Raw genomic sequence first — 23,617 nt, 5'->3', positions numbered from 1 at the left:
CCCCAGGCAAACGCGCGCCGTTTCGCTCGCTCGGCAATGCAGGAGGGTCGCTTGATGTTAAACCCAATCAGTTCCAACACCGTGGACGACGCCACAAGCCACGTGTTTTACGTGACTTCGTGGGGGTATGGCGCAGACCATTGGTTTTCTTGGTTCGTAAAAGCATTAAACGCGAACCCAGAAATCATGACATATTTAGCGAATGAGGGGTCGAGGCCTAAATATTTTCCGGAAGAACGAACGCGCGCGCAACGTCCTGACCTTATTAAATTCACACGCTTCATGGCTGATGTCGGCATGACCTACCAGGCAATCGGTGACTGTTATTCGTACCGCCCGACGATGATGCATGCCGTCTTGGAGACATGGCCGGATACCGTTCCTGTTATTCATTTGACCCGCCATCCCTATGCATGGCTCTATTTTCACGTCCGCTGGCGCACGACAAACATGCGTATGCTCGGCGGCGAACAAGGACCGCTCGACCACGAGTGGCTGCATGGATGCGATCACGACCTCTTTAACAGTCTCGGCCTGAAACCCTACACCAAAGATGATATCGAAATTTGGACGACATATCAGGGCATGTGGAAGATGAACGACGTCGCTAGCGACGCAAAAATGCCCATTCGCCAAATCCCGATCGAAGATGTAACCAAAAATAGAGCGCTATTTCATGAAATCATTTCCTTTATTACTCATGGACGCGTCACGTACGATGAAAAGCTCTTAGACTTAATATACAGCTGGGTGCACACCCCATTTCGAGGAGAGGAAGAGCTGCGCGTATCGCCCAGGGATCTCCGCGCGCAGTGGCCGCAATGGAAAGCCTTAGCCTTTGAAAAACTCGTAAGCCCGGAAGCTAAACAAGCGTATAGACAGCTTGGTTACAAACTATAGGCGATCGTTATGAACTCCATTGTTCTCTCATCCCCCGTCCTATCGGGAGGAAATTTGATCCGCATTTTAATTTCCGAGATAACGGGATTAGAGCCCCACATTCCGCCGCCACCCCAAAAATATACGGATGAGAATTGGCATTTTGACGGCGAATTTGTAACCACGGAGATCACCCCCGGGGGAAAGCTCGCCGAGCGACTCCGAAGCGAAAATGTGCGGCCAATCTTTCTTGTTCGCAGCCTTTTCGATCTCGTCGTCGATCAGTACCGCTATTATGCCTCTGGGTCACCCAACCCACAAAACCATCACCTTAAGGACCTCCCTCCGGATGATGGCCTCGCCATAATAATCAACGGCGGCGATATCCGCGCCCATAACTTCCCGGGTTTGGGCGTATGGGCCCGCCAGCAGCAGGAAATGCTCCGTTTCGCCATGGAAAATCCCTGCTATGTCCTATCGTATGAAAAGCTTCTTGGCGATCCGCGCGGGCAAATAATCACCCTCGCCAGGTATCTCGACGTAAACGCCACGATGACCAAACGCGAAGAGTGGGCGACAATGTGCACTTCGTTACTCAAAGAAAAAACCACATTATCATTGCAAGGAAGTTCTCGGTTTAGGTACGGATTATCCGGTTGTTCCGATGGCATTTTAAAGGAAATGCACTATCGTATGGTCGATAGAATACTTGAAAAATACGCCCCCGACCTCGGTGGGATCGGCGCGGAACTGGGCTTTCATGAAATTACCGCAAAACCCCCGCGCGTTGTCCGCGAAAAACTGGACCGTTTGTTCGTGGCCACGATCTTTAAGTCCGGAACCAAGCTTCTGGAGCTTATCGTCGAGCGGTTAACGGGCTTGTCGCCCACGTACCTTGGAATGGAGGTTGGGTCCGATTACGAGGATCCAACACCGATACGGTTTGAAAAAAATGAATTCTTCATTTGGCATAATGTGCCAAGCCCCGCGGTCAAGGCCCGCCTACGCAAAGAATGCGCAAAACCGATTTTTCTGATTCGAAACATCTACGACCTCGCCGTCGCCCAGTATTTTCACTTTGCCAAGGACGTAGACAAGGAAATCGGACATGGCACAAAGACGGCTTCATATTTTACATCAATTGGGCAAGACGAGGGCATTTCCTCTGTATTGTGCGGCACTCGGTCCGAGAAGTTTACATGGCACGGTTTCGGCTATTATTTACGCCAAACGCAAGAAATTCTAAAATTCGCGAAGGAATATCCCTGCCACATTATCCTGTTTGACCGCTTGGTCATGTTCAAGAAAACCGAAATCCTCGAATTGGCCGCCTTTCTCGATATCCGCATTGAAGAACACGTGGTTGACGAACTTCTCGAAACGTCCAGCCTTGAGGCTATGCGGAAAGCCAGGACAAAACACGTCGGCTCTGGGAATCATTTTCGCAAGGGGCAGCCTGGCAGCCATATAAACGTACTAAAAGAGCACCATTATCACATGATTAATCATCTCGTTCACGAATACGCCCCTCTGCTGCCAGGGTTATGTCACGAACTCGGCTTTGGAGATCTCATTGACCCGCGCGGAACCAAGGAACGTTACCCTTCTGAAAGAGGAGTTTCGCATTTGACGGATCAAGCTAAGCTCGCCTCGAGGTGAACTCATAAAATTCGAGCTCTTGAAATTTTTCTGTTGATGGACTCGATACCGGCGATCGACCGCCGCGCTTGCTTGGTGGACGCTGGCGTAGGCCCCAAGTTCCCTCCAGTTATGGGTAGAGCTTTCTCAGTCGCCTGAAAGCGCCATATTGCGCATCACGTAGTCGACCAATATATCCAGACTCTCATCGACAGACAGTGTGCCGGTGTCAATCGTCAGGTCGGGTGTTTTGGGGACCTCGTACGGCGCCGACACGCCGGTAAGATTGTCGATCTCCCCTTTGCGCGCCTTGGCGTAAAGGCCCTTGGGGTCCCGCCGCGCGCAAATCTCCACATCGGCACTCAGGTAAATTTCGTGAAAATTATCCCCGACCGCCCTACGCGCCAACGCGCGATCGGCCCGATAAGGAGAGATGAAAGCACTAATGACGATCTGTCCGGATTCGGCGAACAACGCCGCGACCTCTCCTATGCGGCGAATATTTTCCTCGCGGTCATGCGCCGAGAACCCTAGATCGGCGCACAATTTTCGGCGCATGTTGTCGCCGTCCAAAACATAAACCTGATGACCCAGATCAAACAGACGCTGTTCCAGCCTTATCGCCAAGGTCGATTTTCCCGATGCCGAAAGCCCGGTAAACCATACCACCGCCGCCTTGTGTCCATTGCGCGCCCATCGTTGTTCCCGCGTAACCTTATGCTCGACCTCGAAAATATTTGTAGACTTCACAAACATTATGCCTCCTGGCGTGATCAATGCGCGCTGCCAGGCGACAAAATCCCAGCGGTCCCCAGCCGAACACGAAAAACAACGATGGCGCAACTTTTCCATCTCGCATCACGCGATCACGTAAGGACATGGGAGTGCGCTTAACTTTTAAAGGCGGCGCCACTTTCCTTAATAAGCGAATACGCCTATCGGCGAAACCCTTCTCCTCCACGCGCCGCTCTTTCGACGCCATCGCTCACGCCTCATAGTTTCGTAGCGGGAAAAATCGCCGGCGATTTAAAATATTGCACGGCGCGACCCGTGCCGCTAGACAAGACGAGCAAAGCCGTAAAATGGAGTATCGCCAATGAGCCACAATCGCCGAATATCCGTTATTGGGTTAGGCTATGTCGGCCTGCCGGTCGCCGTTGCGTTCGGCAATCTGGGACCGGTCGTCGCCTTCGATATATCGGCGCAGCGGATTAACGAGCTGAAGGCGGGCCATGACACCACCAACGAGGTTGGCGAGCGCGAACTGGCGGCGAGCGAGCTGCTGCTGACCACGAACCCTGACGATCTCGGTAAGGCGGATTTTCACATCGTCACTGTGCCCACGCCCGTCGATGCCGCCAACACGCCCGATCTTTCCCCTCTCGTTTCGGCGTCCACGACCTTGGGGCCGCGCCTGAAAAAGGGCGACATCGTGGTCTATGAATCCACCGTCTACCCCGGCGCCACCGAAAACGTTTGCGTTCCGGTTCTGGAAAAGGCGTCCGGCCTTGTTTACGGCGTTGATTTTTGTGTCGGCTATTCCCCCGAGCGGATCAACCCCGGCGACAAAGAGCATCGCTTCGAAACCATCACCAAGGTCGTTTCGGGTCAAGATCAAGCGACGCTGGATATTGTCGCCGCCGTTTATGGCTCGGTGGTCAGGGCGGGCGTGCACAAGGCCCCCACCATCAAAACCGCCGAGGCCGCCAAGGTGATCGAAAACACCCAACGCGACCTCAATATCGCCTTGATGAACGAATTGGCGCAAATCTTCGACCGGCTGAATATCGACACCAGCGACGTCCTGAAGGCGGCGGGGACGAAATGGAATTTCCTTAAATTTTCACCAGGATTGGTCGGCGGACACTGCATCGGCGTCGATCCTTATTACCTAACCTATCGCGCCGAGCAGGTCGGCCACCATCCCCAGGTTATCCTGGCGGGACGCAAAATCAATGATGGCATGGGTGCATTCATCGCCCGCAACACCATCAAGCTGATGCTGAAAAACACGTCGGCCACACCCGCCAAGGCGATTACGATCCTGGGGCTTACCTTCAAGGAAAATGTTCCCGACTTACGCAACACCAAGGTCATCGACATCATTGAGGAATTGTCCACGTATGGCCTTGGCGTTCAGGTCAGCGACCCCCAGGCCGAGGCCGGCGAGGCCCGCCGCGAGTATGGACTTGATCTTACCCCGATCGAAAAATTGGAGCCTGCAAGCGTCGTCATCCTCGCCGTCGCACACGATGCGTATGTCGAGGGGGGCTGGGATCTCGCGACCGGCCTGCTTGAAAGCGGACGCGGCGTGGTGGTGGACGTGCGCGGCATTCTCGATCGCGATCAAACACCCGAGGGCGTCACCCTGTGGCGGCTATGACGACATCACATCAAATTTTCCGGTCCAGTGGCGTCTCCATTAGTTTGCCTCTATCGTCCCTATTGGGCGCCCAAGACCCTCCGCTTTTGTGCGCCTCGCCGAGGTTTTTCACGCCGGCTCTAGAAATGGAACAAAAATTTCTCTACCCACAAAAATTGGGTTGTTTTTCTTTCTTATAACAAAAATATTGGACTCTCTCGCTTATCGTCTCCATGTTCATGCATCGAAGGCCCCGTTGTTGCGCGGTAACGGTTATTTTCCACGGCGCGCCATGACGGCGACGCGCAAAATCGTCCTGCGGAGTAATTGGGAATGCCCTTAAATAATACCCAGAATACGCAAGCAGCGCCCCCTATCGACACCATCACTATCGACGCCATGGGGCAACGTGGCCCCGTTCCCGTCCTTGCGCTAAAAAAGGCCCTAAAGACCGCCGGCGAGAACGCCTTGCTCGCCGTGCATTGCGACGACCCTCATGCTCACGCCAACATTCAGTCTTTTTGCGCCGCTAGCGGTCATCTTTATCGTGGTCGGCAGGACGGCGACGGCAGCGACGTTTTCATGGTTAAAAAACGCACGCTACGCTGTCAAACTTGCTCGCGCACTCGCGTCGCCCTTGGCGGCATCGCCATTTTAGCGACCTTGGTCTACACCGCTCCCCTCGTCGCCTATCATCAGCCCTCCCCGACCGTGATCGTCGCTTTCGCCATCGCCGTGGGATTCCTGCCTCCCGTGCTGTACAACGGGCTGTCTCTCGTGCGTGAAACCGTGCGGACTCGCGTCATGCCCAAAAAATGACTTCGCCCACCGCGAACCTACATGCTTCGCGGCAAATCGCTTCGTTCCAGCGTCGGGCGCAATTGGTCGGCCAACATCTCGCGCACCGCATCCAAATTACCCGACATCATTACCGCGAGCGGGGCGTCGCCGAGGCTTTCGTGGGGGGCCCGCAACCAAGATTGACGGGCGTCCATACTGTCGAACAGCCCGCGCAAGGCTCGTTGAATGGAGACGATATCCTTCAGGCGGGCGAGAACCGGCGGCGTGACATCATCGGGCGGATAGCGGAACCATTGGGAAATTTCGGCTTCGTCAATACCGGTCAAACACGCCTGCTCGGTTGCGCTCAAACCCAGGTCGTTGGCCGCGGTCAAAAAGAAATCGACAAACTGCTGCATCCCGATGGCGCGCCAAATTCGGTTGCGTTGCGCCGGTGTCAGGGCGTTGCCCAAGGGAGAGTTCGCCCGCAAATGGCCGCCCGCCGGGCTGTCCTCAAGAATGACTTCGGCAAGGTCGTCCAACGGCATCGCCAAAATGCTTTCCCAGCGCTGCCAGATCGACAGCGCGCGCGGCGTCTTCAGGCGCATTCGTTCGAGCTGTTCGCCCGCACGTTTAATGAGATCCGGCTGTGTGCGAAGCAAGCCAACCAGCGCACGGTGGTATTGCAACGCCCGCGTTTCATCGAGGGTAAAATTTGCCATTCCCTAGGCTCGGGAATTCAACGAAAAATGTCCAGCCCAAATTTCACTGAACCGCAAATAAGGTCGATCCGCCATGGCCGTCACCACCACCGCCGCTCCTTTATCCGTGAGGAACGCTTGACAGGCTCGTCCGCTATGGCCACATATGAAGCACGGTTCGCCTTGCCGAGCCGAAAAATGGCGGCGCCCGTTATGGGGCCGCTTTGGTGGGCGCTCCACACTGGAGGCCCGAACAATTCGGACTCGCTCACGTTTGCGAGGAGGACGCGACCATGTCCCGGCTTACCGGTTTTAATAGCCCGCTTTTGCTTGGCTTCGATCATTTGGAGCAAATTCTCGACCGCGTATCGAAAAATTCGGCCGAAGGCTATCCGCCTTACAACATTGAGCAACTCGACGAAAACAGGTTACGCATTACCCTTGCCGTCGCCGGTTTTGCGTTATCCGACCTGAAAGTGTCGATCGAAGACAACCAGCTGGTCGTGCGCGGGCGGCAATCCGAGGACGACAGCGAAAGGGTTTTTCTCCACCGTGGGATTGGGACTCGGCAGTTTCAACGCAGCTTCGTGCTCGCCGAAGGAATTGAGGTTTCCGAAGCGATGATCGACAACGGCCTTTTGCACATCGATCTCAATCGACCCATCGTCGAGCCTGAGGTGCGGACGATCGAAATCAAGGCCGCGCGAAAGAAAAACGGAACCTCGACCATCGAGATGGGTTGACGGCTCCCCCGTCCCCTTGGCGGGACGTCCGAAACCGCAATCTTAATCTCTTGTTCACCACCGCGTGCTTAAGCTTTAAGAAGGCGCGTAAGGAGCATAGAAAATGAACCACAACTCCAATTTTCCGTCCCTCGTCGATCCGACAGCCGCCCCCAAGCAAATGTCGAATCAAGACCTTGCCCTGCTGGGCATCGAAGACGTCGCCTACATCAAAACGGTGAAAGGCGATGACGAGACCCTTTTCGTCATCTGCGCCGCCGACGGCACGCACCTCGCCACGATTAACGATCGGGAAACCGCTTTCGCGACGGTCCGGCAGAACGACCTGGAACCGATCAGCGTTCATTAGGGTCAGGATCGGGGCCAAGGCGTCACCCGGCGTTCTTCGTGGGCGTTTTCGTCCGCTATCTTCCGGTTCGGGCGTCGTCCTCGCCCTTTTTCTGCGTAAAAACAGGCGCAATCCGGCCCTGCACTAAAACAGGCGCACCCCGGTGTGTTATGCCGCCCGGGTCGCCGAAGAATCGGTCAGCAAGGCATATAACGCCGCGGGGTCGTCGGAACCGCGCAATTTGTCGCACGTCGCCCCGTCGCGCAACAACCGCGACACCCGAGCCAGGGCCTTCAGGTGATCGGCCCCGGCGGTTTCCGGAGCCAACAACATGAAAATAAGGTCCACCGGCTGATCGTCGATCGCATTAAAATCAACGGGATTTTCAAGACGGGCGAAAACCCCGTACAAACGATCGAGATTCGCCAGTTTTCCGTGAGGAATGGCGATCGCGTTGCCGACGCCGGTGGTGCCCAAGCGCTCACGCTCCATCAGGACATCAAAAATCGCGCGTTCATGCAGTCCGCAAACTTCCGATGCTTTCCTTGATAATTCCTGCATCGCCTGTTTCTTGCTGGTCACCCGCAAGTTGGCGATTATGCTGGACTCACTCAAAAGATCGCTGATTTCCATGATCCCATCCTGTGGCTTATTCGGCAAGAAAGACGGCCCGAAGCGGCTCAAGGGGCGACATTCGTCGGATCGACCCAACCCACATTGCCGTCGTGGCGGCGATAAACAACGTTGACGCCCCCGTTCGCCCCATTGCGAAAAACAACGACCGGAAGATCGCCAAGATCGAGGCGCATCACCGCTTCGCTAACCGAAAGGGTGGCGATCTCCTGAACCATTTCCGCGACGATCGCGGGATGCGAATCTTCCACCGGTTCCTCGTCGGAGGTTTCCTGGGCGATAATCGCATACTGGGCGGAGGTTACCTCTGGAACACGTTTGTGGTGATCGGTCAAGCGCCGCTTATAACGGCGCAATTGCTTGGAGATTCGCTCCAGGGCGCCGTCGAAGGCGGTGTGTGCATCGGCGCCTTCGCCATGACCCTGCACCGATACTCCGCGCCCGGCATGAACCGTGATATCAACGGAAAAATCGTGCGTCGGCTTGGAAAATACGACCGTTGCGTCAATTGCCTTTTCAAAATACTTGACGACCCCACCGGTTAAATTTTCTTCGACGTATCCGCGCAGGGAATCGCCAACGTCGATTTGTTTGCCTTTAACTGTAATATCCATAAAAATCCGACATCCTGTTGATTGAGCGTCCCGCTCCAGGCGACCACACGAGGCGACCGCACGGGACGCCGTTCCGATTGCGAGGGCACTGCGGCGTCGAGTCCGCCCGATAACCATACCCCAGGGAAGACCGGGAAGGTAGTTCCCGTGCTTCACCAAGTCAAGTTACACATCCGTTCCCCTCCTGTGCGGAAGTTTGACTCTTCCGCGATTTTCCACCCTGAATTATTCAGCCCGTGACACCAGCCTATTATGATTGTTGCCTCTTTTCCCGACGACGCGTCACGGAAGATGGGATGCCCAAGGCGTCACGGTACTTGGCGACAGTGCGACGGGCGATGTCCATACCCTCGTCCTTTAACAGATCGACGATTTTGTCGTCGGATAGTATTTTGTGCGCCGGCTCGCCATCAACAAGGGATTTTATCCGGCTTTTCACCGCCTCGGCGGAGTAGGCGTCGCCGCCGTCGGCGCTGGAAATGGCGGACGTGAAAAAATATTTTAACTCGAAAATGCCCCGCGGCGTGGCGATGTATTTGTTCGACGTCACGCGTGAAACCGTACTCTCGTGCATCCCGATCGCATCGGCGACATCACGAAGGACCAAGGGGCGCAAGGCGCTGACGCCATGAACGAAAAAACCGTCCTGCATGCGCACGATTTCACTGGCGACTTTCATGATCGTCGTGGCGCGCTGATGGAGCGCTTTCACCAACCAACTCGCGGATTGATAACACTCATTGATATAACGCTTTTCCTCGCCCTTGTTTTTTCCCTTGGCCACGGCGCGCGAGACTTCGGCGTAATAGCTGTTGTTGATCAAAACCCGCGGCAAGGTATCACCGTTCAGTTCGATGATCCACTGTCCATCGGCCCCCGCGCGCATAAAGACGTCGGGCACGATCGCCTGGGTGATAGAATGATCGAAACGCCGCCCCGGCTTGGGGTCGAGCGCTTGCAGCTCATTTATCATTTCGCCGAGATCGTCGCCATCGACGCCGCAAATCTTTCGCAACCGCGCATAGTCGCGTCGCGCCAGAAGATCGAGATTGCCAAGCAGGGTCTTCATCGCCGGATCGAAGCGGTCCTTATCGATCAACTGCAAAGCCAGACATTCGCCAAGATCGCGCGCGAACAATCCCGCCGGATCGATCCCCTGCATCACCGTCAAAACCGCCTCCACCGCATCAACGCTTACCCCGAGACGCTCGGCGATATCGGCGAGATCGCCGCGCATATAGCCGATTTCATCCAGGGAATCGATCAGGCTGACGGCGATGATCTCATCACCCGGGGTCGAGACCATCAGACGGACCTGGCTCATCAGATAGTCGCGTAAGCTGACCTCGCCGGCCAAGGTTTGTTCGAGACTGGGCAATTCACCGCCATACTGGCCCGCGCCGCCGCCGCCCGCGCCGCCATTGGAGCGCGCGCCCCAGTCATCCCGATCGCCCGAGGTGCTGTGCCCTTCGGTTTGCGGCGCCGCCGCTTTCTCGCCGCCATCCTCGGCGCTGTTCCAGGTGTTGTCATAATCCACATCCAGCGCGCCCTCGCTGCGGGTATGCTCTCCCGCGGCCCCTTCGTCCAGGTTAAGGTCTCGAACCGCGCCGTGATCGTCTTCGCCGCCGCCGGATGCAGAGCCTCCGTCATCCGCCGGACGCGGGCCCTCGCCGCCGAGCGCACCGTCAAAATCCTGTCCGGAGGAAGAGAAATCGCCGCCCTCATGCGAGCCATCGCGATGATTGTCGCCACGATCGTCGTCGGCTAAAACACCGTCCTCGCGCTCCAACAGGGGGTTTTGCGTCATTTCCTGTTCGACATAGGCCGATAGCTCAAGATTATTCAGCTGCAACAGCTTGATGGCTTGCTGCAACTGCGGCGTCATCACCAAGGACTGGCTTTGACGCAAATCGAGCCGCGGCGACAGAACCATTATCCTCGACCCCTTTCCCCAAAAGTCGGACCCAAAGCCGAATTACAACCTAAAACGGTCGCCCAAGTAAACACGGCGCACATCCTCGTTGCCGACGATATCGGAGGGCGCGCCTTCCATCAGCATTCGCCCATCGTGAATGATATAAGCCCGCTCGATCACGTCGAGCGTCTCGCGCACATTGTGGTCGGTAATCAAAACGCCGATGCCCCGGTCCTTTAGATGTACGACCAACTCACGGATATCCCCAACCGCGATCGGATCGATTCCGGCGAACGGCTCGTCGAGAAGGATAAAATGGGGGTTGGACGCGAGGGCCCGGGCAATTTCGACACGCCGTCGCTCCCCCCCCGAAAGGGCCTGCGCCGGCGTCCGCCGAATATGGGTAATCGAAAATTCCGCAAGTAAGGTATCCAGGGTCGTTTCGCGTTTCTCCCAGGACGGTTCGACCGTTTCGAGCACGGCACGAATATTATTTTCCACCGTCAGCCCCCTAAAAATAGAGGCTTCCTGCGGCAGATAGCCGACTCCCAGGCGCGCGCGACGATACATAGGAAGATCCGTGATATCCTCGCCGTCGAGCACGATGGACCCATAGTCCGGCGAAATCAAACCGGTAATCATATAAAAGCATGTTGTTTTTCCGGCCCCGTTGGGGCCCAAAAGGCCGACCACCTCGCCGCGCTGGAGCGACAGGCTGGCGCCCGAAACCACGGGACGTTTCTTAAACCGTTTGCCCAGATTATGCGCGGACAGTCCACGATTATCGCGCACCAGACGGGGTGCGCCCGCGCCAAGGTCCCCGGTCGCGCCTCCGGGCCGACCTGAATTTGGGGACTTGGCCCCATCGGCTGTAGAGTTGGTCGTTTCAAGCGCCATTGTGGCGATATCCTTTCGGCCCCCAATCGGTCCGCAGGCGGCGGACTCACTTGCCTTGGGGCTTGGTTTTCAATTTAGAATTCGGTATCAAAACGCCATGGACACGCTCCCCCGACGGGCCCTGGCTCTGCGCGCCTCGCCGCCCGCCTTGCCCGTTCCCCATCCCCCCCGGGGCCGGTGCTTTCGCGGGTGCGCCGGGACAACTGAGCAATGTGCTAATACCGGTTTTGAGGTTAACGTCGGCGCGACACCCGTTCAAACGATTGGGACCACGCGTAATTGTAACCGATCCGCTAAGCCGAGCAACCCCGCTGGTCAGATTATAAACCCCGCGCGCCGCAGTGACCACATCCTGCTGGGTGTGAATGACGACGTTGTCAAAGGCCTCGACCTGCCAGATTTCAGTTTTTCCCTGGGCATTTTTGCGGATTCGCGCGGTGATGACGTCCCCCGAGAGCTTTTTGGCGTCCTGAATGACTTGGGCGCTCCCGCGCGCCACCGCAACCTGCTTTTTATCCCAGTACTCGATCTGCTTGCGGGCGGTGATCTCCGTCGTCGCCGTCAGCAGGCGCACCGGATTGCCTTCGGAAAGCACCAGAACGGCGTTATCGACATCGTAGACGGCATGCCCGCCATAGGCGGTTTCGCCGGGAGTCGTAACCTGGACGTGCCCCACGGCGTCAAGACGCCAAATCTCCGTCCCGCCGCCTTTGATCTGACGGTAATAAGCCCGCAGCTCGTCCGCACGGATGGTCACGTTTCCCCGGGTGGCGTGCGCATTGCCCCGCGCGATAAACATCAGGCTGCGCTGCTGCCATTCGATGCCGTTATCGGCCTCGATCTCGATCGGCGAATTTCCCCCGACGCCGTTAAAATTAAGACCTTGAGCATGGGCGGTGGCCACCGCGCTCAATACCACGACGGCGAGCCCGACCCACACGACCCGGAACGCTCTCGGTAGAACTCGATCGAATATTCTCATTGTTGCGTCCCCCCCGACACCCTTGGCCCCTTACGTGGCCCCGGATACAAGGTCAGATAGGTTTTTCCGGTGAAAACAATGGTTTTCCCCTTGTCGAACAGCGTCATCCCCTGAGAGCGAATTTCTCCGATCGGGCCTTGTCCGCGCACCGTGGTGTGGCTAACCACCGTCCCCTGTTTCAGGTTCAATTCGGCCGCATCGGTTTTTAACTCGTATCCCGAATCGTGAAACACGTTGACCTTTCCCTTAAGATCGAGCACCCCTTTTGCGCGCAGATAACGCCCGGTATCGGCGGTCAGCGCCACCCACGAGCCATCTTTAAGCGTAATGTCCGCCTTGGGCAATTCAAGATCGATCACCGCCGCCGACTTGTCGCTGGAACGGGCAAGATCCGCCGTGACGCTAAACGGCTGCCCCTTACCGTCGGTCCCGACATAGCGCACGTTGACCATTCCCGACGTCTCGGTGTCGCTCATGGTCAGGGCCGAAAAGCCGAGACGAAACAGGTTGTCTTTTCTTTGTAGATACGGCCACGCGGCGACCATCGCCAACAGCATCACGGCGATCAAGGGCAAGACGATCTTCATCCAGGCGACGAAACGCGAATACCCCGGCGTATAGGCGGCGCGCGCATGGGTGTCCGCGTAAACCGCATGCTTTTGCGCAAGGGGCGGTCGGCGCGCCGGCGGCGGAGGTTCGTCCCCCGGCGCCCCCGCGGTACGGCGGAAGGGAAATGGCGGCGGCGGGGGAAGGGGGGGGAGGCTCACATCTCACCTCACGCCAAACCCGCGCGCAAACAGTCGTGAATATGCACAATTCCGACGGGACGGTTATCATCCTCGACGAACAAGGCCGTGATGTTGCGCGCGTTCATCACCGCCAGGGCCTCGCTCGCCAACATCTTGGGGCGCGCGGTGACGCCTCCCGGGGTCATCACCTCGCGGGCGCTGAGACCGACCAACTGTGGGCTCATGTTGCGCCTGAGATCGCCGTCGGTAATCACGCCCTTAAGGCGTCCCCCCGCGTCGATCACGCCGACCGCGCCAAATCCCTTGGCCGACATATCGATAAGGACGTCGGCCATCAAAGTATCCTCGGTCAGCAAAGGCACCCGCATGCCGACGTGCATCAGATCCTCGACCTTCAAAAGCCGATTGCCCAATTTGCCGCCGGGGTGAAAATTGTAAAAATCGTCGGCGGAAAACCCCTTGCGTTCCATCAACGCCACCGCCAGCGCATCGCCCAGCGCCAACATCACCGTCGTCGATGTGGTCGGCGCCAGCCCAATGGCGCACGCCTCGGGGCTGGCGGGAATGACCAGAGCGACATCGGCGGCCTCGCTAAGGGTGCTGCCGGCCCTCCCGGTCATCGCGATCAAGGGGTGCCCATAACGTTTGGCATAGGCGACGACATCGGAAAGTTCCGACGTTTCACCCGAATTGGACAAAGCTATAATCGCATCGCCGTCTTGGATCATGCCAAGATCGCCGTGGCTCGCCTCGCCGGGGTGAACAAACTGTGACGGCGCGCCCGTCGACGCCAGCGTCGCCGCGATCTTACGGCCGATATGGCCGCTTTTCCCCATCCCGGTGATGATCACGCGCCCCCGGGTGCGTTCAAGCAGGTCGATCGCCTGGGCGAACGCCCCATCAAGGGCCCGGCCGAGGGCCGTGACGCCCGCGGCCTCGATCTCGAGCACCCGCTTGCCCGCCGCAATGGCTTGCGCATCGCCGGTCCGGGGCGCACGGGTTTCAGGGGCTGCGTATATGCTCTTCATTCTGTGTATTCCCGTCCCGGTCTTCAGGCCCTCTCGATCCGCTGGGCGGGATCGTCATGGCGAAAAATCGACACGCCGCCACGGCCCGGAGTCGACCGTCCGATCGCGTGATCCCAATATGGGCCAGTTGACTAAAATCGTCAACAATATCAAACTATTTAGGATGCGTTCTTAACGTCATCAGCCGACTTGGCGTTGTCAGTGCGCGAAAATATCACAGTCCGCCCAACCGCCAAGATCGAGATCGGCGCGCGTGGGCAAAAAGGCGAAGCACGCCCGCGCGAACTCGGTTCGTCCCTCACGCGCCAAACGGTATTCGAGAATGTCGCGCAAACGATGGAGGTAAAGGACATCCGTCGCCGCATAAACCTGCTGTTCGGGGCTTAGGGTTTCGCTGGCCCAATCCGAGGATTGCTGTTCCTTGGAAATTTCAACCCCGATCAATTCCCGGCACAACTCCTTCAAGCCGTGTTTATCGGTGTAGGTGCGGGTCAACCGCGAGGCGACCTTGGTGCAATAGATCGGCGCACAGGCGACGCCGAGATATTTCTTGATCACCGCGATGTCGAAACGGGCATAGTGAAAAATTTTGGTTACCGAAGGGTCGGCGAACAGAGCCTTGAGATTGGGGGCGTCGTACCCCCCCTTGGCGAACTGCACCAGATGGCACACGCCGTCACCGGCGGACAACTGCACGACACACAAACGATCGCGGTGGGGAAGAAGGCCGAGGGTTTCCGAATCGACGGCGACGCTTGCGCCAAAATCCAATCCGTCGGGCAGATCTCCCTGGTGAATATGAATTTGCGGTGTCTGCATGTGTCCTCGTCCCGTCGGCGGGTCGTTGCGCGACCGCTCGCCGCCGTTTCGCCCCGTCAATAAAGAGGGAAGAGTGGTGCCCAGGAGAAGACTCGAACTTCCACGACCTTGCGGCCACTGGCACCTGAAGCCAGCGCGTCTACCAATTCCGCCACCTGGGCAGGCTACGGGCGGACGCCACGAAACAACGACCGCGAGGCATGCATTTAGCGCCCGCAGCACGACGCGTCAACCGCCAATCCACAGTTTGGTCGGGAATTCACCGTTTTTTTCTCGTCACTCCGCCGCTCGTCTCCATCTCTTGTTCTTGATCCCGAAGGAAGGAGGGGGCTATGCTGACCTGCCGCTTTACGGACGAGGCGCACCATGGGTTTTTTCGACCGATACATCTTACCCACCGCGATCGATCTGGCGATGCGCTCGCCTACCGTGCGGGCCGAGCGCGAACGCTACGTTCCCCAGGCCCGAGGCGAGGTTCTTGAAATCGGGGCCGGGTCGGGACTCAACATGCCTTTTTACGACGCTGAACGCGTCAACACCGTCACGGCCTTGGAACCCCATCCGGGCCTACGCAAAAAAGCGGCGACGGCGGCGCGCACCATGCCCTTCGCCGTTCAGTTTTTGGATCTTGAGGCGGAAAAAATTCCCCTCGACGACAACACCATGGACACCGTGCTGAGCACCTGGACCTTGTGTTCGATCGCCGGCGTCACAACCGCCCTGGCCGAAATACGCCGCGTCCTCAAACCCGGCGGAACATTTATTTTCGTCGAGCATGGCCTCGCACCCGAAGCCGGCGTCGCACGCTGGCAAAATCGCCTCGACACGCCGTGGGGTTGGTGCAGCGGGGGATGCCACCTCAACCGCGACCCGGGCGCGCTAATCCGCGCCGCCGGTTTCGACATCGACATGCTCCACACCGGTTATGCCGACGGGCCGAAAATACTGACCTACATGTATAGGGGCGCCGCGCACACCACCTGACCGTCCGGCGCGGCGACATCCACGCCATCACCCGCTTTGGCCTGCTATCGTTCTTGCCACCACCATCTTCGATCGTAAGGAGAGCACCATGCAACGGCAAATTATCACCGTATTTGGAGGATCCGGTTTTCTGGGTCGGCACTTGGTTCGGCGTCTCGCGCGCCAGGGCTGGACGATTCGCGTCGCCGTGCGCGACGTCGAGGCCGCGGGTTTTTTAAAACCGTTGGGAAATGTCGGACAAATCTTGCCGATCCGGGCCAATATCCTCGACCCCGACAGCGTCGGCGCGGCCCTGAGTGGAGCCACCGCCGCGGTTAATCTTGTCGGTATCCTCTATGAGAAATCGAAGGGGGATTTCGAGCGCATCCACGTGCGGGGCGGAGAAACCATCGCCCGAAGCGCCCAAAATCTTGGGCTTGCGCGCCTGGTTCATATCTCCGCCTTGGGCGCCGACGCCCAGTCGAAAGCCCTGTACGCCGCCACCAAGGCCGCCGGCGAAGAGGCGGTCCGCGCCGCCTTCCCCAATGTGACAATCCTGCGTCCCTCGGTGATTTTCGGCCCCGAAGATCAATTTTTCAACACCTTCGCCGCGATGATGCTCTATCAACCCGTCCTGCCCGTCATTGGCGCAGCGCTGTTGTCCAACACCGCGGCACATGCCGGCGGCCCTCTTTTTCAGCCGGTTTACGTCGGCGATGTCGCCGACGCCATCGGCCACGCCTTGACGCGGGACAGCTGCCGGGGCGAGACTTACAGTCTCGGCGGTCCGCAGGTTTTTTCCTTCGCCCAATTGCTCGCCAAGATGGCGCGCGTGTGCCGCCGCGAACCGATCCTTCTTCCGGTTCCCCTCGCCGCCGCCAAGGCTCTCGCCTTTTTCCTCGAACGGTTACCCCATCCCCCGCTGACGCGCGACCAGGTCGAGTTGTTACGTACCGACAACATCATCCCACGCGGCGCGCCGGGATTGGCCGAACTGGCCGTCACGCCGCATGCGTTGGACACGATCTTGCCCACCTATCTGGCTCGCTTCCGCCCACCCGCACGCCAGCGCGTGCGCACCGACACCGGCACCGGCACCGACAGCGGCATGGAAGTTCGCTGAAAACGCCGCTTCGCAACCAAAAATAGACGCCGCGCCGGGAGGCTCGTTTATGCTTTTTTAGCCGCCTGTACGATTAATTCGCCATATTCGCGCAGGAAAACGGATCCCCGGACGGTGCGCTGAATAAAAACGCTTCTACGGTCGTGTTCATCGGGTTTACGGCGCACCATCCCCATATCGCTAAGACGATCGATGGCGCGCGTCACCGCCGGCTTGGAAATTTTCAAAATCTTCGCCAGGCCGCGCACGGTGTGGGGCGACGGCGTCAAGTAAACGCTGAGCAACAGGGCCATTTGGCGCGCCGAAAGATCCGGGGCGTCGAGACGAACGCTTTCCACGATCGCCCGCCGCCACATGTCCAGAGCCTGCAATTCACTGAGTTCGATCGTCATCTGGCAAAATCATCCCGCACCGAAATTACCGAGACCCCCGCGGGGCGTCCCCTCGTCCGCATTGTCCGCATTTCCCTAACTGCGCCGAGCCCAACAGCGCCGAGCAATGGCCTCGCGCGCATTTCATTTCGAAAGCGTTTTTATTAAATATCCCAGTCGGGGCGCATCGGCAATGCCTAATCCATCGTTTTTCATTCGAAACGATTTTTGAGATAGCGGAAGAACGCACGCAGTCCTTGCGCCTCGCCACCCACCGGGCGACCCGGTCGGCCAGCGACGTTCCATGCCATCTGATCGACATGGGTCCACGGCGTCCCCGACGCGACGAACGCCTGAAGGAACAGCGCCGCCGTAATCGCCCCGCCGTAAGACGAATCGGTATCGTTGCGCAGATCGGCGAGCAGGCTTTCGGTTTGACGCGCATATGGCTGCCACAGCGGCAACGCCCACAGGGGATCGCCTTCGGCGCGAGCGGCGTCAAGCACCGCCGCGACGATGGTGTCGTCGTTGCCGAACAGGGCCGGAATATCCGTTCCCAAGGCGACGCGCGCGGCCCCGGTGAGGGTGGCGAAATCGCAGACCAATTCGGGATCTTCGGCGCACGCCGCGAATAAGGCGTCGGCCAAAATAACGCGACCCTCGGCGTCGGTATTGCCGATTTCCACCGTTTTTCCGCTGCGCGTAAGGACAACGTCGGACGGCCGCAGCGCCGCCGCCGAAACGCTATTTTCCACGGCGGGAATCAAGACCCGAAGGCGCAGCTTCAGCCCCGCCGACATGATCATGTGCGCCAAGCCAAGGACATGGGCCGCGCCGCCCATGTCTTTTTTCATCAGCTTCATATTGCCACCGCTTTTCAGGTTCAGCCCCCCGGTGTCGAAACACACCCCCTTGCCGACCAGCGTCACCTTGGGATCGCTCGCGTTTCCCCAGGTCATATCGATCAAGCGCGGTGCAGCCGACGGCGCGGCGGCGCGACCGACGGCATGGATCGCCGGATAATCGGCGGCGAGGAGATCGTCGCCGACGATCACGGTACATGTCGCCCCATGGCGCGCAGCCAAGTCTTCGGCCGCCGCGGCCAGTTCGCCCGGCCCCATGTGCGACGCCGGGGTGTTAATCAGGTCGCGCACCAACGCCGTCGCCTCGATCTCACGGCGGACTTCCTCGCGCGCGCACCCCTCGGGCCAGATAAGAATCGGCGCGGAGGCATTTTCCCGGTGACGTTCATGGTGGTTCGTTCCCACACCGGGCGCACCCTTCATAGCGTCGAAACGATAGGCCTCCATCGCCCAACCCAATGCGGCGCGATGCGCCGTCTCTGCGGACAGGTCACCGTCCAAGGTGTAGACCCCGACCGGCAAGCCCGCGCGCAACGCCGCCCAATCTTCGATTTGTCCGGCGCCGACGCCGAATAGAACACGGCTCACGGCGCCGGGCGCCGGGGTGTCACCCTCGGTCGCCAAAAACGCTATCGTTCCCGGCTTGGCGTAAAACCCCGTCGTACGCAACCACGTTTGCAGCGCGGACGGTTGACGCAACACCCAATCGGCAAAAGTCTCCTCATCGAGGGCGGTGACCGCAACGGTCGGGGTGTCGGACGTAGCGACAAGACTGGACATGGCTAAGGACAGGGGCACGAAAAAATCCTTCACAGGGGCGGGCGAGGCCGCGGGGAAAATAGTGAGATGGCGATGGCGACCGCGATATCTGGACACCGACCCAACCAATTTACCCTTCCCCCGACCACCATGCCAGCGCCAATGACGCCCGCGCGACGAGGCGCATGACGGCGCGACGCGTACTGAAATTTTACCGCCCATGCGCCCTCTATACCCCCACCCCCCTTGACAGCATGGGGGAAAAACGTCCCAATGGCATTTCGAAACGCCCTAAAGAAACGTCATTGGGACACCTGCGGTCCGGGGTAGCAATGCCCAGAACCCGCAGCTTGGGGCTTAGTGGGGAAACGTCGTCACGTGAGGGTAGGACCGCTACGCCAGTTTTTGGCGATGTTCCGCCGGGCGGCGAACATTGGTTCGCGTCCTCGCGCGTGGACGGCGGCGACATCGGCCAAGTCGCGCCGCGCCGCGATGGCGCGGCTGACGCTGTGGGCGATGTGCCTCAACATCATCGCTTCGATGATTGTTCCCGGCGCGTCTGCAAACGGGGTGGAACGCGCAAAGCTAGACGCCGCCCTCAACGTCGTCGTCGCTTGCACCTCCGACGGATACAAACGCGTCGCCCTGAACCCCGGCGAAAAAATTCCGCCCAGCGATATCGCACAAGGCGGTTTTTGTCCGTTCTGCCTGCCAATTATCAAACACGTGGCCGATGTCCCACGCATTCCAAGCCTCGCCATCATCGGCGCCATCCATTTAAAGCCGATACGTCCGCCGGTATCGAACTTTAAACCCGTCCTCTCCCTTTCCTCCCCGCCTCGATTGCGCGCACCGCCTATCCACGTGTCCTAAATTCGTGGATTTCGGAACGTTCATCGGACGCCGTTCGCGTTTGTGAACGTGCGCCGGGCGCGCCGTTTTCGGCGCCATGACCCTTAATTTCGATACGACCAATATGAACTGGACGTCACCGGGGCGGTGCGCACATCGCGCGCCAGCGCCTCGGGCGCGGCGGACCGGTAACGGGAAAATGAATTATGCGTACTTTGAAGAAAACAGTTTATCTGGCTTGCTTGGTTTGGGCCTTCGCCCTGCCTGTTTTGGGATTTTCCGGCGTCGCCCACGCCCAGATCACCATCACCGACGTCCTGGGGCGCGAGCGCACCATCGCCGCACCGGCGAAACGGGTGTTGCTGGGCTTTTATTTCGAGGATTTTCTCGCCATCACCGGCCCCGGCGCCTACGACCGGGTCGTCGGCATCAGCAAGGCGGCCTGGCACGATTGGCGCAATTCGCAATGGAAAGCCTACGCCAAGGTCATTCCCCGAATTGAAAAGCTGGCCGATATCGGCGGCACGGACAACGCGTCGTTCAACCTGGAATTGGCAATTTCCCTGCATCCCGACGTGGCGATCCTCGCCACCTGGCAATTCAAGGCCCTGGGCGATACGGTCGGTCGGCTCGAAGCGGCGGGAATTCCCGTCGTCGTTGTCGATTATAACGCCCAGACCGTCCCCACCCATGTGTTGAGCACGCAAGTCATCGGCGCCGTGATGGGCGCGCCCAAACGCGCCAAGGAGCTGGCCGACGCTTACGCCGCCGCCGTCACCGACGTCGAGGCGCGGATCGTCAACGCCAACGATAAGCCGATGCGGGTCTATGTCGAGCTCGGCAATAAGGGCGCCGGCGAATACGGCAATTCCTACGGCAACGGCTACATGTGGGGCGGCGTCATCAATCTGGCCGGGGCGAAGAATATCGCCGACGGCAAGATTTCCAAGGTCGGTCCCTTGAACCCCGAATATGTCATCGCTCAGAACCCACAGTTAATCATGATCCCGGGATCGTACTGGGTACACAACGACAAAGCCGTGGTGATGGGGTTCGGCGTCTCGAAAAAGCAAACCGAGGACCGTCTGGCGGGCTACCTGAAGCGGCCCGGTTGGGCCGGACTGGACGCGGTCAAAGCGAAACGCGTCCTGGCCTTGTACCACGGCGGCGCGCGCACGCTGTATGACTACACCTTCTTGCAGTATTTGGCCAAGGCGCTGCATCCCACCGCTTTCAAGGATGTCGATCCCGAAGCCAACCTACGGCGGTTTTACGCGCGCTACCTGCCGATCAAGGCCGACGGGTCGTTCATGGCCACGGTTCATTAAAAAGGAAAGGGCCGGGACGCCGCATCCGCGGCGTCCCGGACAGCGCGCATGACCTCCCTTTCGTCCACCATCATCGTTTATCGCGCGCGGCAGTGGCGGCGCGTTCTCGCCCTGCTCGGCGGTTTTTTCGCGGTCATCGCCGCCGCCGTCGCCGACGTCGCCAGCGGGCCGTCGATGTTGCCCTTCGCCCAGGTCTGGGCGGTCTTGATCCACCCCGGCGCGATCACCGACACCGCCCTGCTGGCCATCGTGTGGGACATCCGCCTGCCGATGACCCTGACCGCGCTGGCCGTCGGCGCGTCATTGGGGGTGTCGGGGGCGGCGATGCAGACCATCTTACGCAACCCCCTGGCCAGCCCGTACACCCTGGGCATTTCGGCGGCGGCCGGTTTCGGCGCCGCCATCAGCATCCTGTTCGGCATTACTATCGCCTACGTCGAGTGGGCCAGCGTCGCGGTGATGGCCTTCGCCATGGCGTTCGTCGCCTGTCTCGGCGTTTGGGCGATGGGACGCGCGCGTGGGTTTTCCACCGACGTGCTGGTCCTCGCCGGGATCGCCATGCTGTTTTTGTTTCAGTCGCTGCAATCGTTGACGCAGTACTTGGCCTCGCCCGAGGTATTGCAGGAAATCGTCTTTTGGCTATTCGGCAGCCTGCTCAAGGCCAACTGGACCTCGGTCAAGGTTTCGGGAGGGATATTCCTGCTCGTGCTGCCCTGGATCGCCCGTGACGCCTGGAAATTGACGGCGCTGGGCCTGGGCGATGAAAACGCGCGCAGCCTGGGCCTCTCGGTCGAAGGACTGCGGCTACGCATCCTGGTTCTGACGTCTCTGCTGACCGCCGGAGCGGTCGCCTTCGTCGGCACCATCGGGTTCGTCGGCCTGGTCGCGCCGCACATCGCCCGCGCCTTCGTCGGCGAGGATCAGCGTTACCTGATCCCCCTGTCCGCCCTGGGCGGCGCGTTCATCATGGCCGGGGCGTCGATCCTATCGAAAATGATCTCGCCGGGGGCGCTGATTCCAATCGGCATCGTCACCGCCGTCATCGGCGTGCCGTTCCTATTCGTTTTGATCGTACGTAAAAAGAAGGTAGCGATATGAACATCGAAATTAGCGACCTTTCCGTGCGCTATGGCGCGACATGCGTGCTCCATCCGCTTTCACTGTCTTTCACCTCGGGCGAGGCGGTCGCCGTTCTGGGCCCCAACGGGGCGGGAAAATCGACCCTTCTGAAGGCCCTTTCCGGGCTTGTCCCGACGACGGGCAGCATTGTTCTCGAACCCGGCGACGGGGACAACGCCGACACTCCCGACAAGGCCACCATCGCCTATCTGCCTCAGGACGGCCTGGCGCGGGTCAATCTGACGGTGTTGGAGGCGGTTCTGCTCGGTCGTCACGACAGCCTCGGCTTGAGGGTCGGCGACGACGCCCTGACGGCGGCCCGGGACGCCCTGGAAACCCTGGGCATCGAACACCTCGGCCAGCGCACGCTCGACACCCTCAGCGGCGGACAGCGCCAATTGGCGGGCCTCGCCCAGGCGGTCTACCGGGCCCCCAGGATCTTGCTTCTCGACGAGCCGACCAGCGCCCTCGACCTGCACCGCCAAATGCTGGTGCTCGACGGCCTGCGCGATCTGGCGCGCCGCCGGATCATGACGGTCGTCTTGGTCACACACGATTTGTCCCTCGCCGCGCGTTTCGCCGAACGCGTTATTTTCCTGAAAAACGGTCGCCTCGTCGCCCACGGTCCCAGCGAAAGCGTGCTTACCGGGGCGCTTCTCGCCGACGTCTACGATATCGAGGCCGAGGTCCTACGCACCCGCAACGGCCACTTGCACATCGCCCCCCTGCGTCCATTGGGCGCGCCCCTCGGCGTGGGCGTGAATGTCGGCGCCGCATGAGCCCGGCGGCCCTTCACGTCTGCGGTCAATGCCGAGTGCGCGAAAAGGCCGGCGCCCGCGGCGTCTCCTCCGGCGCAGACCCGTTGCGGATGCGGATCGAAAGCCTGCTGAGACGCAGCGAGCTGAACGAAGAAATCCAAATCTCGCCCCAAACCTGCCTGGGCAACTGTAAACGCGCCTTGCGCGCTTCGGTCGCCGCGCCGGGTCGCTGGAGTTGGTTGATCGGCGATATCACCGACGCCCAGGACTGCGACGAACTTCTTGTCTTCATCCGCCAATGGCTTGCCGCACCCCAGGGCCTGATCGCCAAACAGGACCGCTCCGCCTGGCTGATCACCCACGCCCTGGGCCGCCTGCCGCCGGTCGGATAAAAAAGAAGAATGGGACCTCAT

Annotated in this window: 25 protein-coding genes and 1 tRNA gene; 13 read left to right on the top strand and 13 right to left on the bottom strand. The window is 59.3% G+C overall.

The genetic code is table 11. The annotated features are described in order from the left end of the window. Positions 1-54 precede the first annotated feature (54 nt). Together P3M64_RS09975 and P3M64_RS09970 are read left to right on the top strand one after the other, a co-directional pair. The gene (locus tag P3M64_RS09975; protein ID WP_132937489.1) at positions 55-900 is read left to right on the top strand and encodes a hypothetical protein; all 846 of its coding nucleotides are present in this window, start codon (positions 55-57) and stop codon (positions 898-900) included. Between the two features lie 9 nt (positions 901-909). Then, positions 910-2,538 (top strand): sulfotransferase domain-containing protein, encoded by a 1,629-nt coding sequence (locus tag P3M64_RS09970; protein WP_132937490.1) that lies wholly within the window; start codon positions 910-912, stop codon positions 2,536-2,538. Positions 2,539-2,664: 126 nt separating this feature from the next. Here P3M64_RS09970 and cysC read toward each other — a convergent pair whose 3' ends face one another. Continuing rightward, complete coding sequence (gene cysC / locus P3M64_RS09965) at positions 2,665-3,267, bottom strand: adenylyl-sulfate kinase (RefSeq protein WP_243644653.1); 603 nt, start codon at positions 3,265-3,267, stop codon at positions 2,665-2,667. Positions 3,268-3,613: 346 nt separating this feature from the next. Here cysC and P3M64_RS09960 point away from each other — a divergent pair, with 346 nt between their 5' ends. Both P3M64_RS09960 and P3M64_RS09955 read left to right on the top strand, forming a co-directional pair. Next, complete coding sequence (locus tag P3M64_RS09960; protein WP_132937492.1) at positions 3,614-4,900, top strand: nucleotide sugar dehydrogenase; 1,287 nt, start codon at positions 3,614-3,616, stop codon at positions 4,898-4,900. Between the two features lie 312 nt (positions 4,901-5,212). Further along, positions 5,213-5,698, top strand: a complete 486-nt coding sequence (locus tag P3M64_RS09955; RefSeq protein ID WP_132937493.1) for a sulfurtransferase TusA family protein — start codon at positions 5,213-5,215, stop codon at positions 5,696-5,698. A 17-nt stretch (positions 5,699-5,715) separates the two neighbouring features. On the opposite strand, the gene P3M64_RS09950 is transcribed toward P3M64_RS09955, so the two are convergent. Next, a complete protein-coding gene (locus P3M64_RS09950) occupies positions 5,716-6,381 on the bottom strand; it encodes an antitoxin Xre/MbcA/ParS toxin-binding domain-containing protein (RefSeq protein WP_132937494.1) in 666 nt (221 codons plus the stop codon). 272 nt (positions 6,382-6,653) lie between these two features. Between P3M64_RS09950 and P3M64_RS09945 the strand changes: the two genes are divergently transcribed. Together P3M64_RS09945 and P3M64_RS09940 are read left to right on the top strand one after the other, a co-directional pair. After that, the gene (locus P3M64_RS09945) at positions 6,654-7,103 is read left to right on the top strand and encodes an Hsp20 family protein (RefSeq protein ID WP_132937495.1); all 450 of its coding nucleotides are present in this window, start codon (positions 6,654-6,656) and stop codon (positions 7,101-7,103) included. Between the two features lie 103 nt (positions 7,104-7,206). Beyond that, a complete protein-coding gene (locus P3M64_RS09940; RefSeq protein ID WP_132937496.1) occupies positions 7,207-7,452 on the top strand; it encodes a DUF1150 family protein in 246 nt (81 codons plus the stop codon). Positions 7,453-7,599: 147 nt separating this feature from the next. On the opposite strand, the gene ptsN is transcribed toward P3M64_RS09940, so the two are convergent. The 9 genes from ptsN to P3M64_RS09895 form a co-directional block, all read right to left on the bottom strand. Next, positions 7,600-8,064 (bottom strand): PTS IIA-like nitrogen regulatory protein PtsN, encoded by a 465-nt coding sequence (gene ptsN / locus P3M64_RS09935; RefSeq protein ID WP_132937497.1) that lies wholly within the window; start codon positions 8,062-8,064, stop codon positions 7,600-7,602. A gap of 47 nt (positions 8,065-8,111) precedes the next feature. After that, complete coding sequence (gene hpf, locus P3M64_RS09930; RefSeq protein ID WP_132937498.1) at positions 8,112-8,678, bottom strand: ribosome hibernation-promoting factor, HPF/YfiA family; 567 nt, start codon at positions 8,676-8,678, stop codon at positions 8,112-8,114. 250 nt (positions 8,679-8,928) lie between these two features. Beyond that, positions 8,929-10,611, bottom strand: a complete 1,683-nt coding sequence (gene rpoN, locus P3M64_RS09925) for an RNA polymerase factor sigma-54 (protein ID WP_132937499.1) — start codon at positions 10,609-10,611, stop codon at positions 8,929-8,931. A 42-nt stretch (positions 10,612-10,653) separates the two neighbouring features. Next, positions 10,654-11,490, bottom strand: a complete 837-nt coding sequence (gene lptB, locus P3M64_RS09920; RefSeq protein ID WP_132937500.1) for an LPS export ABC transporter ATP-binding protein — start codon at positions 11,488-11,490, stop codon at positions 10,654-10,656. A gap of 46 nt (positions 11,491-11,536) precedes the next feature. Then, the gene (locus tag P3M64_RS09915) at positions 11,537-12,472 is read right to left on the bottom strand and encodes an LptA/OstA family protein (protein ID WP_132937501.1); all 936 of its coding nucleotides are present in this window, start codon (positions 12,470-12,472) and stop codon (positions 11,537-11,539) included. Then, positions 12,469-13,239, bottom strand: a complete 771-nt coding sequence (gene lptC, locus P3M64_RS09910; protein WP_132937502.1) for an LPS export ABC transporter periplasmic protein LptC — start codon at positions 13,237-13,239, stop codon at positions 12,469-12,471. The genes P3M64_RS09915 and lptC overlap by 4 nt, the downstream gene beginning before the upstream one ends. A gap of 8 nt (positions 13,240-13,247) precedes the next feature. Then, positions 13,248-14,249, bottom strand: a complete 1,002-nt coding sequence (locus P3M64_RS09905; protein WP_132937503.1) for a KpsF/GutQ family sugar-phosphate isomerase — start codon at positions 14,247-14,249, stop codon at positions 13,248-13,250. A gap of 198 nt (positions 14,250-14,447) precedes the next feature. Then, entirely contained in the window at positions 14,448-15,068 is a 621-nt protein-coding gene (locus tag P3M64_RS09900; RefSeq protein WP_132937504.1) for a ribonuclease D, read from the bottom strand. A gap of 74 nt (positions 15,069-15,142) precedes the next feature. Continuing rightward, a tRNA-Leu gene (locus tag P3M64_RS09895) sits at positions 15,143-15,229 on the bottom strand. A 205-nt stretch (positions 15,230-15,434) separates the two neighbouring features. Here P3M64_RS09895 and P3M64_RS09890 point away from each other — a divergent pair. Both P3M64_RS09890 and P3M64_RS09885 read left to right on the top strand, forming a co-directional pair. Continuing rightward, positions 15,435-16,052 (top strand): class I SAM-dependent methyltransferase, encoded by a 618-nt coding sequence (locus tag P3M64_RS09890; protein ID WP_132937505.1) that lies wholly within the window; start codon positions 15,435-15,437, stop codon positions 16,050-16,052. Positions 16,053-16,140: 88 nt separating this feature from the next. Further along, on the top strand, positions 16,141-17,154 hold the full coding sequence (locus P3M64_RS09885; RefSeq protein ID WP_132937506.1) for a complex I NDUFA9 subunit family protein: 1,014 nt from the start codon (positions 16,141-16,143) through the stop codon (positions 17,152-17,154). A gap of 47 nt (positions 17,155-17,201) precedes the next feature. On the opposite strand, the gene P3M64_RS09880 is transcribed toward P3M64_RS09885, so the two are convergent. Together P3M64_RS09880 and P3M64_RS09875 are read right to left on the bottom strand one after the other, a co-directional pair. Then, a complete protein-coding gene (locus P3M64_RS09880; RefSeq protein ID WP_132937507.1) occupies positions 17,202-17,546 on the bottom strand; it encodes a MarR family transcriptional regulator in 345 nt (114 codons plus the stop codon). Positions 17,547-17,737: 191 nt separating this feature from the next. After that, complete coding sequence (locus P3M64_RS09875) at positions 17,738-19,186, bottom strand: leucyl aminopeptidase family protein (RefSeq protein WP_243644654.1); 1,449 nt, start codon at positions 19,184-19,186, stop codon at positions 17,738-17,740. A gap of 339 nt (positions 19,187-19,525) precedes the next feature. Here P3M64_RS09875 and P3M64_RS09870 point away from each other — a divergent pair, with 339 nt between their 5' ends. The 5 genes from P3M64_RS09870 to P3M64_RS09850 all read left to right on the top strand — a co-directional run bounded on the left by P3M64_RS09870 (position 19,526) and on the right by P3M64_RS09850 (position 23,596). Then, positions 19,526-20,020, top strand: a complete 495-nt coding sequence (locus P3M64_RS09870) for a DUF2946 family protein (protein ID WP_132937508.1) — start codon at positions 19,526-19,528, stop codon at positions 20,018-20,020. Between the two features lie 185 nt (positions 20,021-20,205). Beyond that, positions 20,206-21,327 (top strand): ABC transporter substrate-binding protein, encoded by a 1,122-nt coding sequence (locus tag P3M64_RS09865; protein ID WP_132937509.1) that lies wholly within the window; start codon positions 20,206-20,208, stop codon positions 21,325-21,327. A gap of 48 nt (positions 21,328-21,375) precedes the next feature. Then, positions 21,376-22,425, top strand: coding sequence for a FecCD family ABC transporter permease (locus tag P3M64_RS09860; RefSeq protein WP_132937510.1), 1,050 nt, complete (start codon positions 21,376-21,378; stop codon positions 22,423-22,425). Further along, entirely contained in the window at positions 22,422-23,225 is an 804-nt protein-coding gene (locus P3M64_RS09855) for an ABC transporter ATP-binding protein (protein WP_132937511.1), read from the top strand. Before P3M64_RS09860 ends, P3M64_RS09855 begins: the two co-directional genes overlap by 4 nt. After that, positions 23,222-23,596, top strand: a complete 375-nt coding sequence (locus P3M64_RS09850; RefSeq protein WP_132937512.1) for a DUF1636 family protein — start codon at positions 23,222-23,224, stop codon at positions 23,594-23,596. Before P3M64_RS09855 ends, P3M64_RS09850 begins: the two co-directional genes overlap by 4 nt. The last annotated feature ends 21 nt before the right edge of the window (positions 23,597-23,617 follow it).

Source organism: Varunaivibrio sulfuroxidans (assembly GCF_029318635.1).
Lineage (GTDB): Bacteria > Pseudomonadota > Alphaproteobacteria > Rhodospirillales > Magnetovibrionaceae > Varunaivibrio > Varunaivibrio sulfuroxidans.
This window is presented reverse-complemented; position numbering and strand designations above follow the sequence as displayed.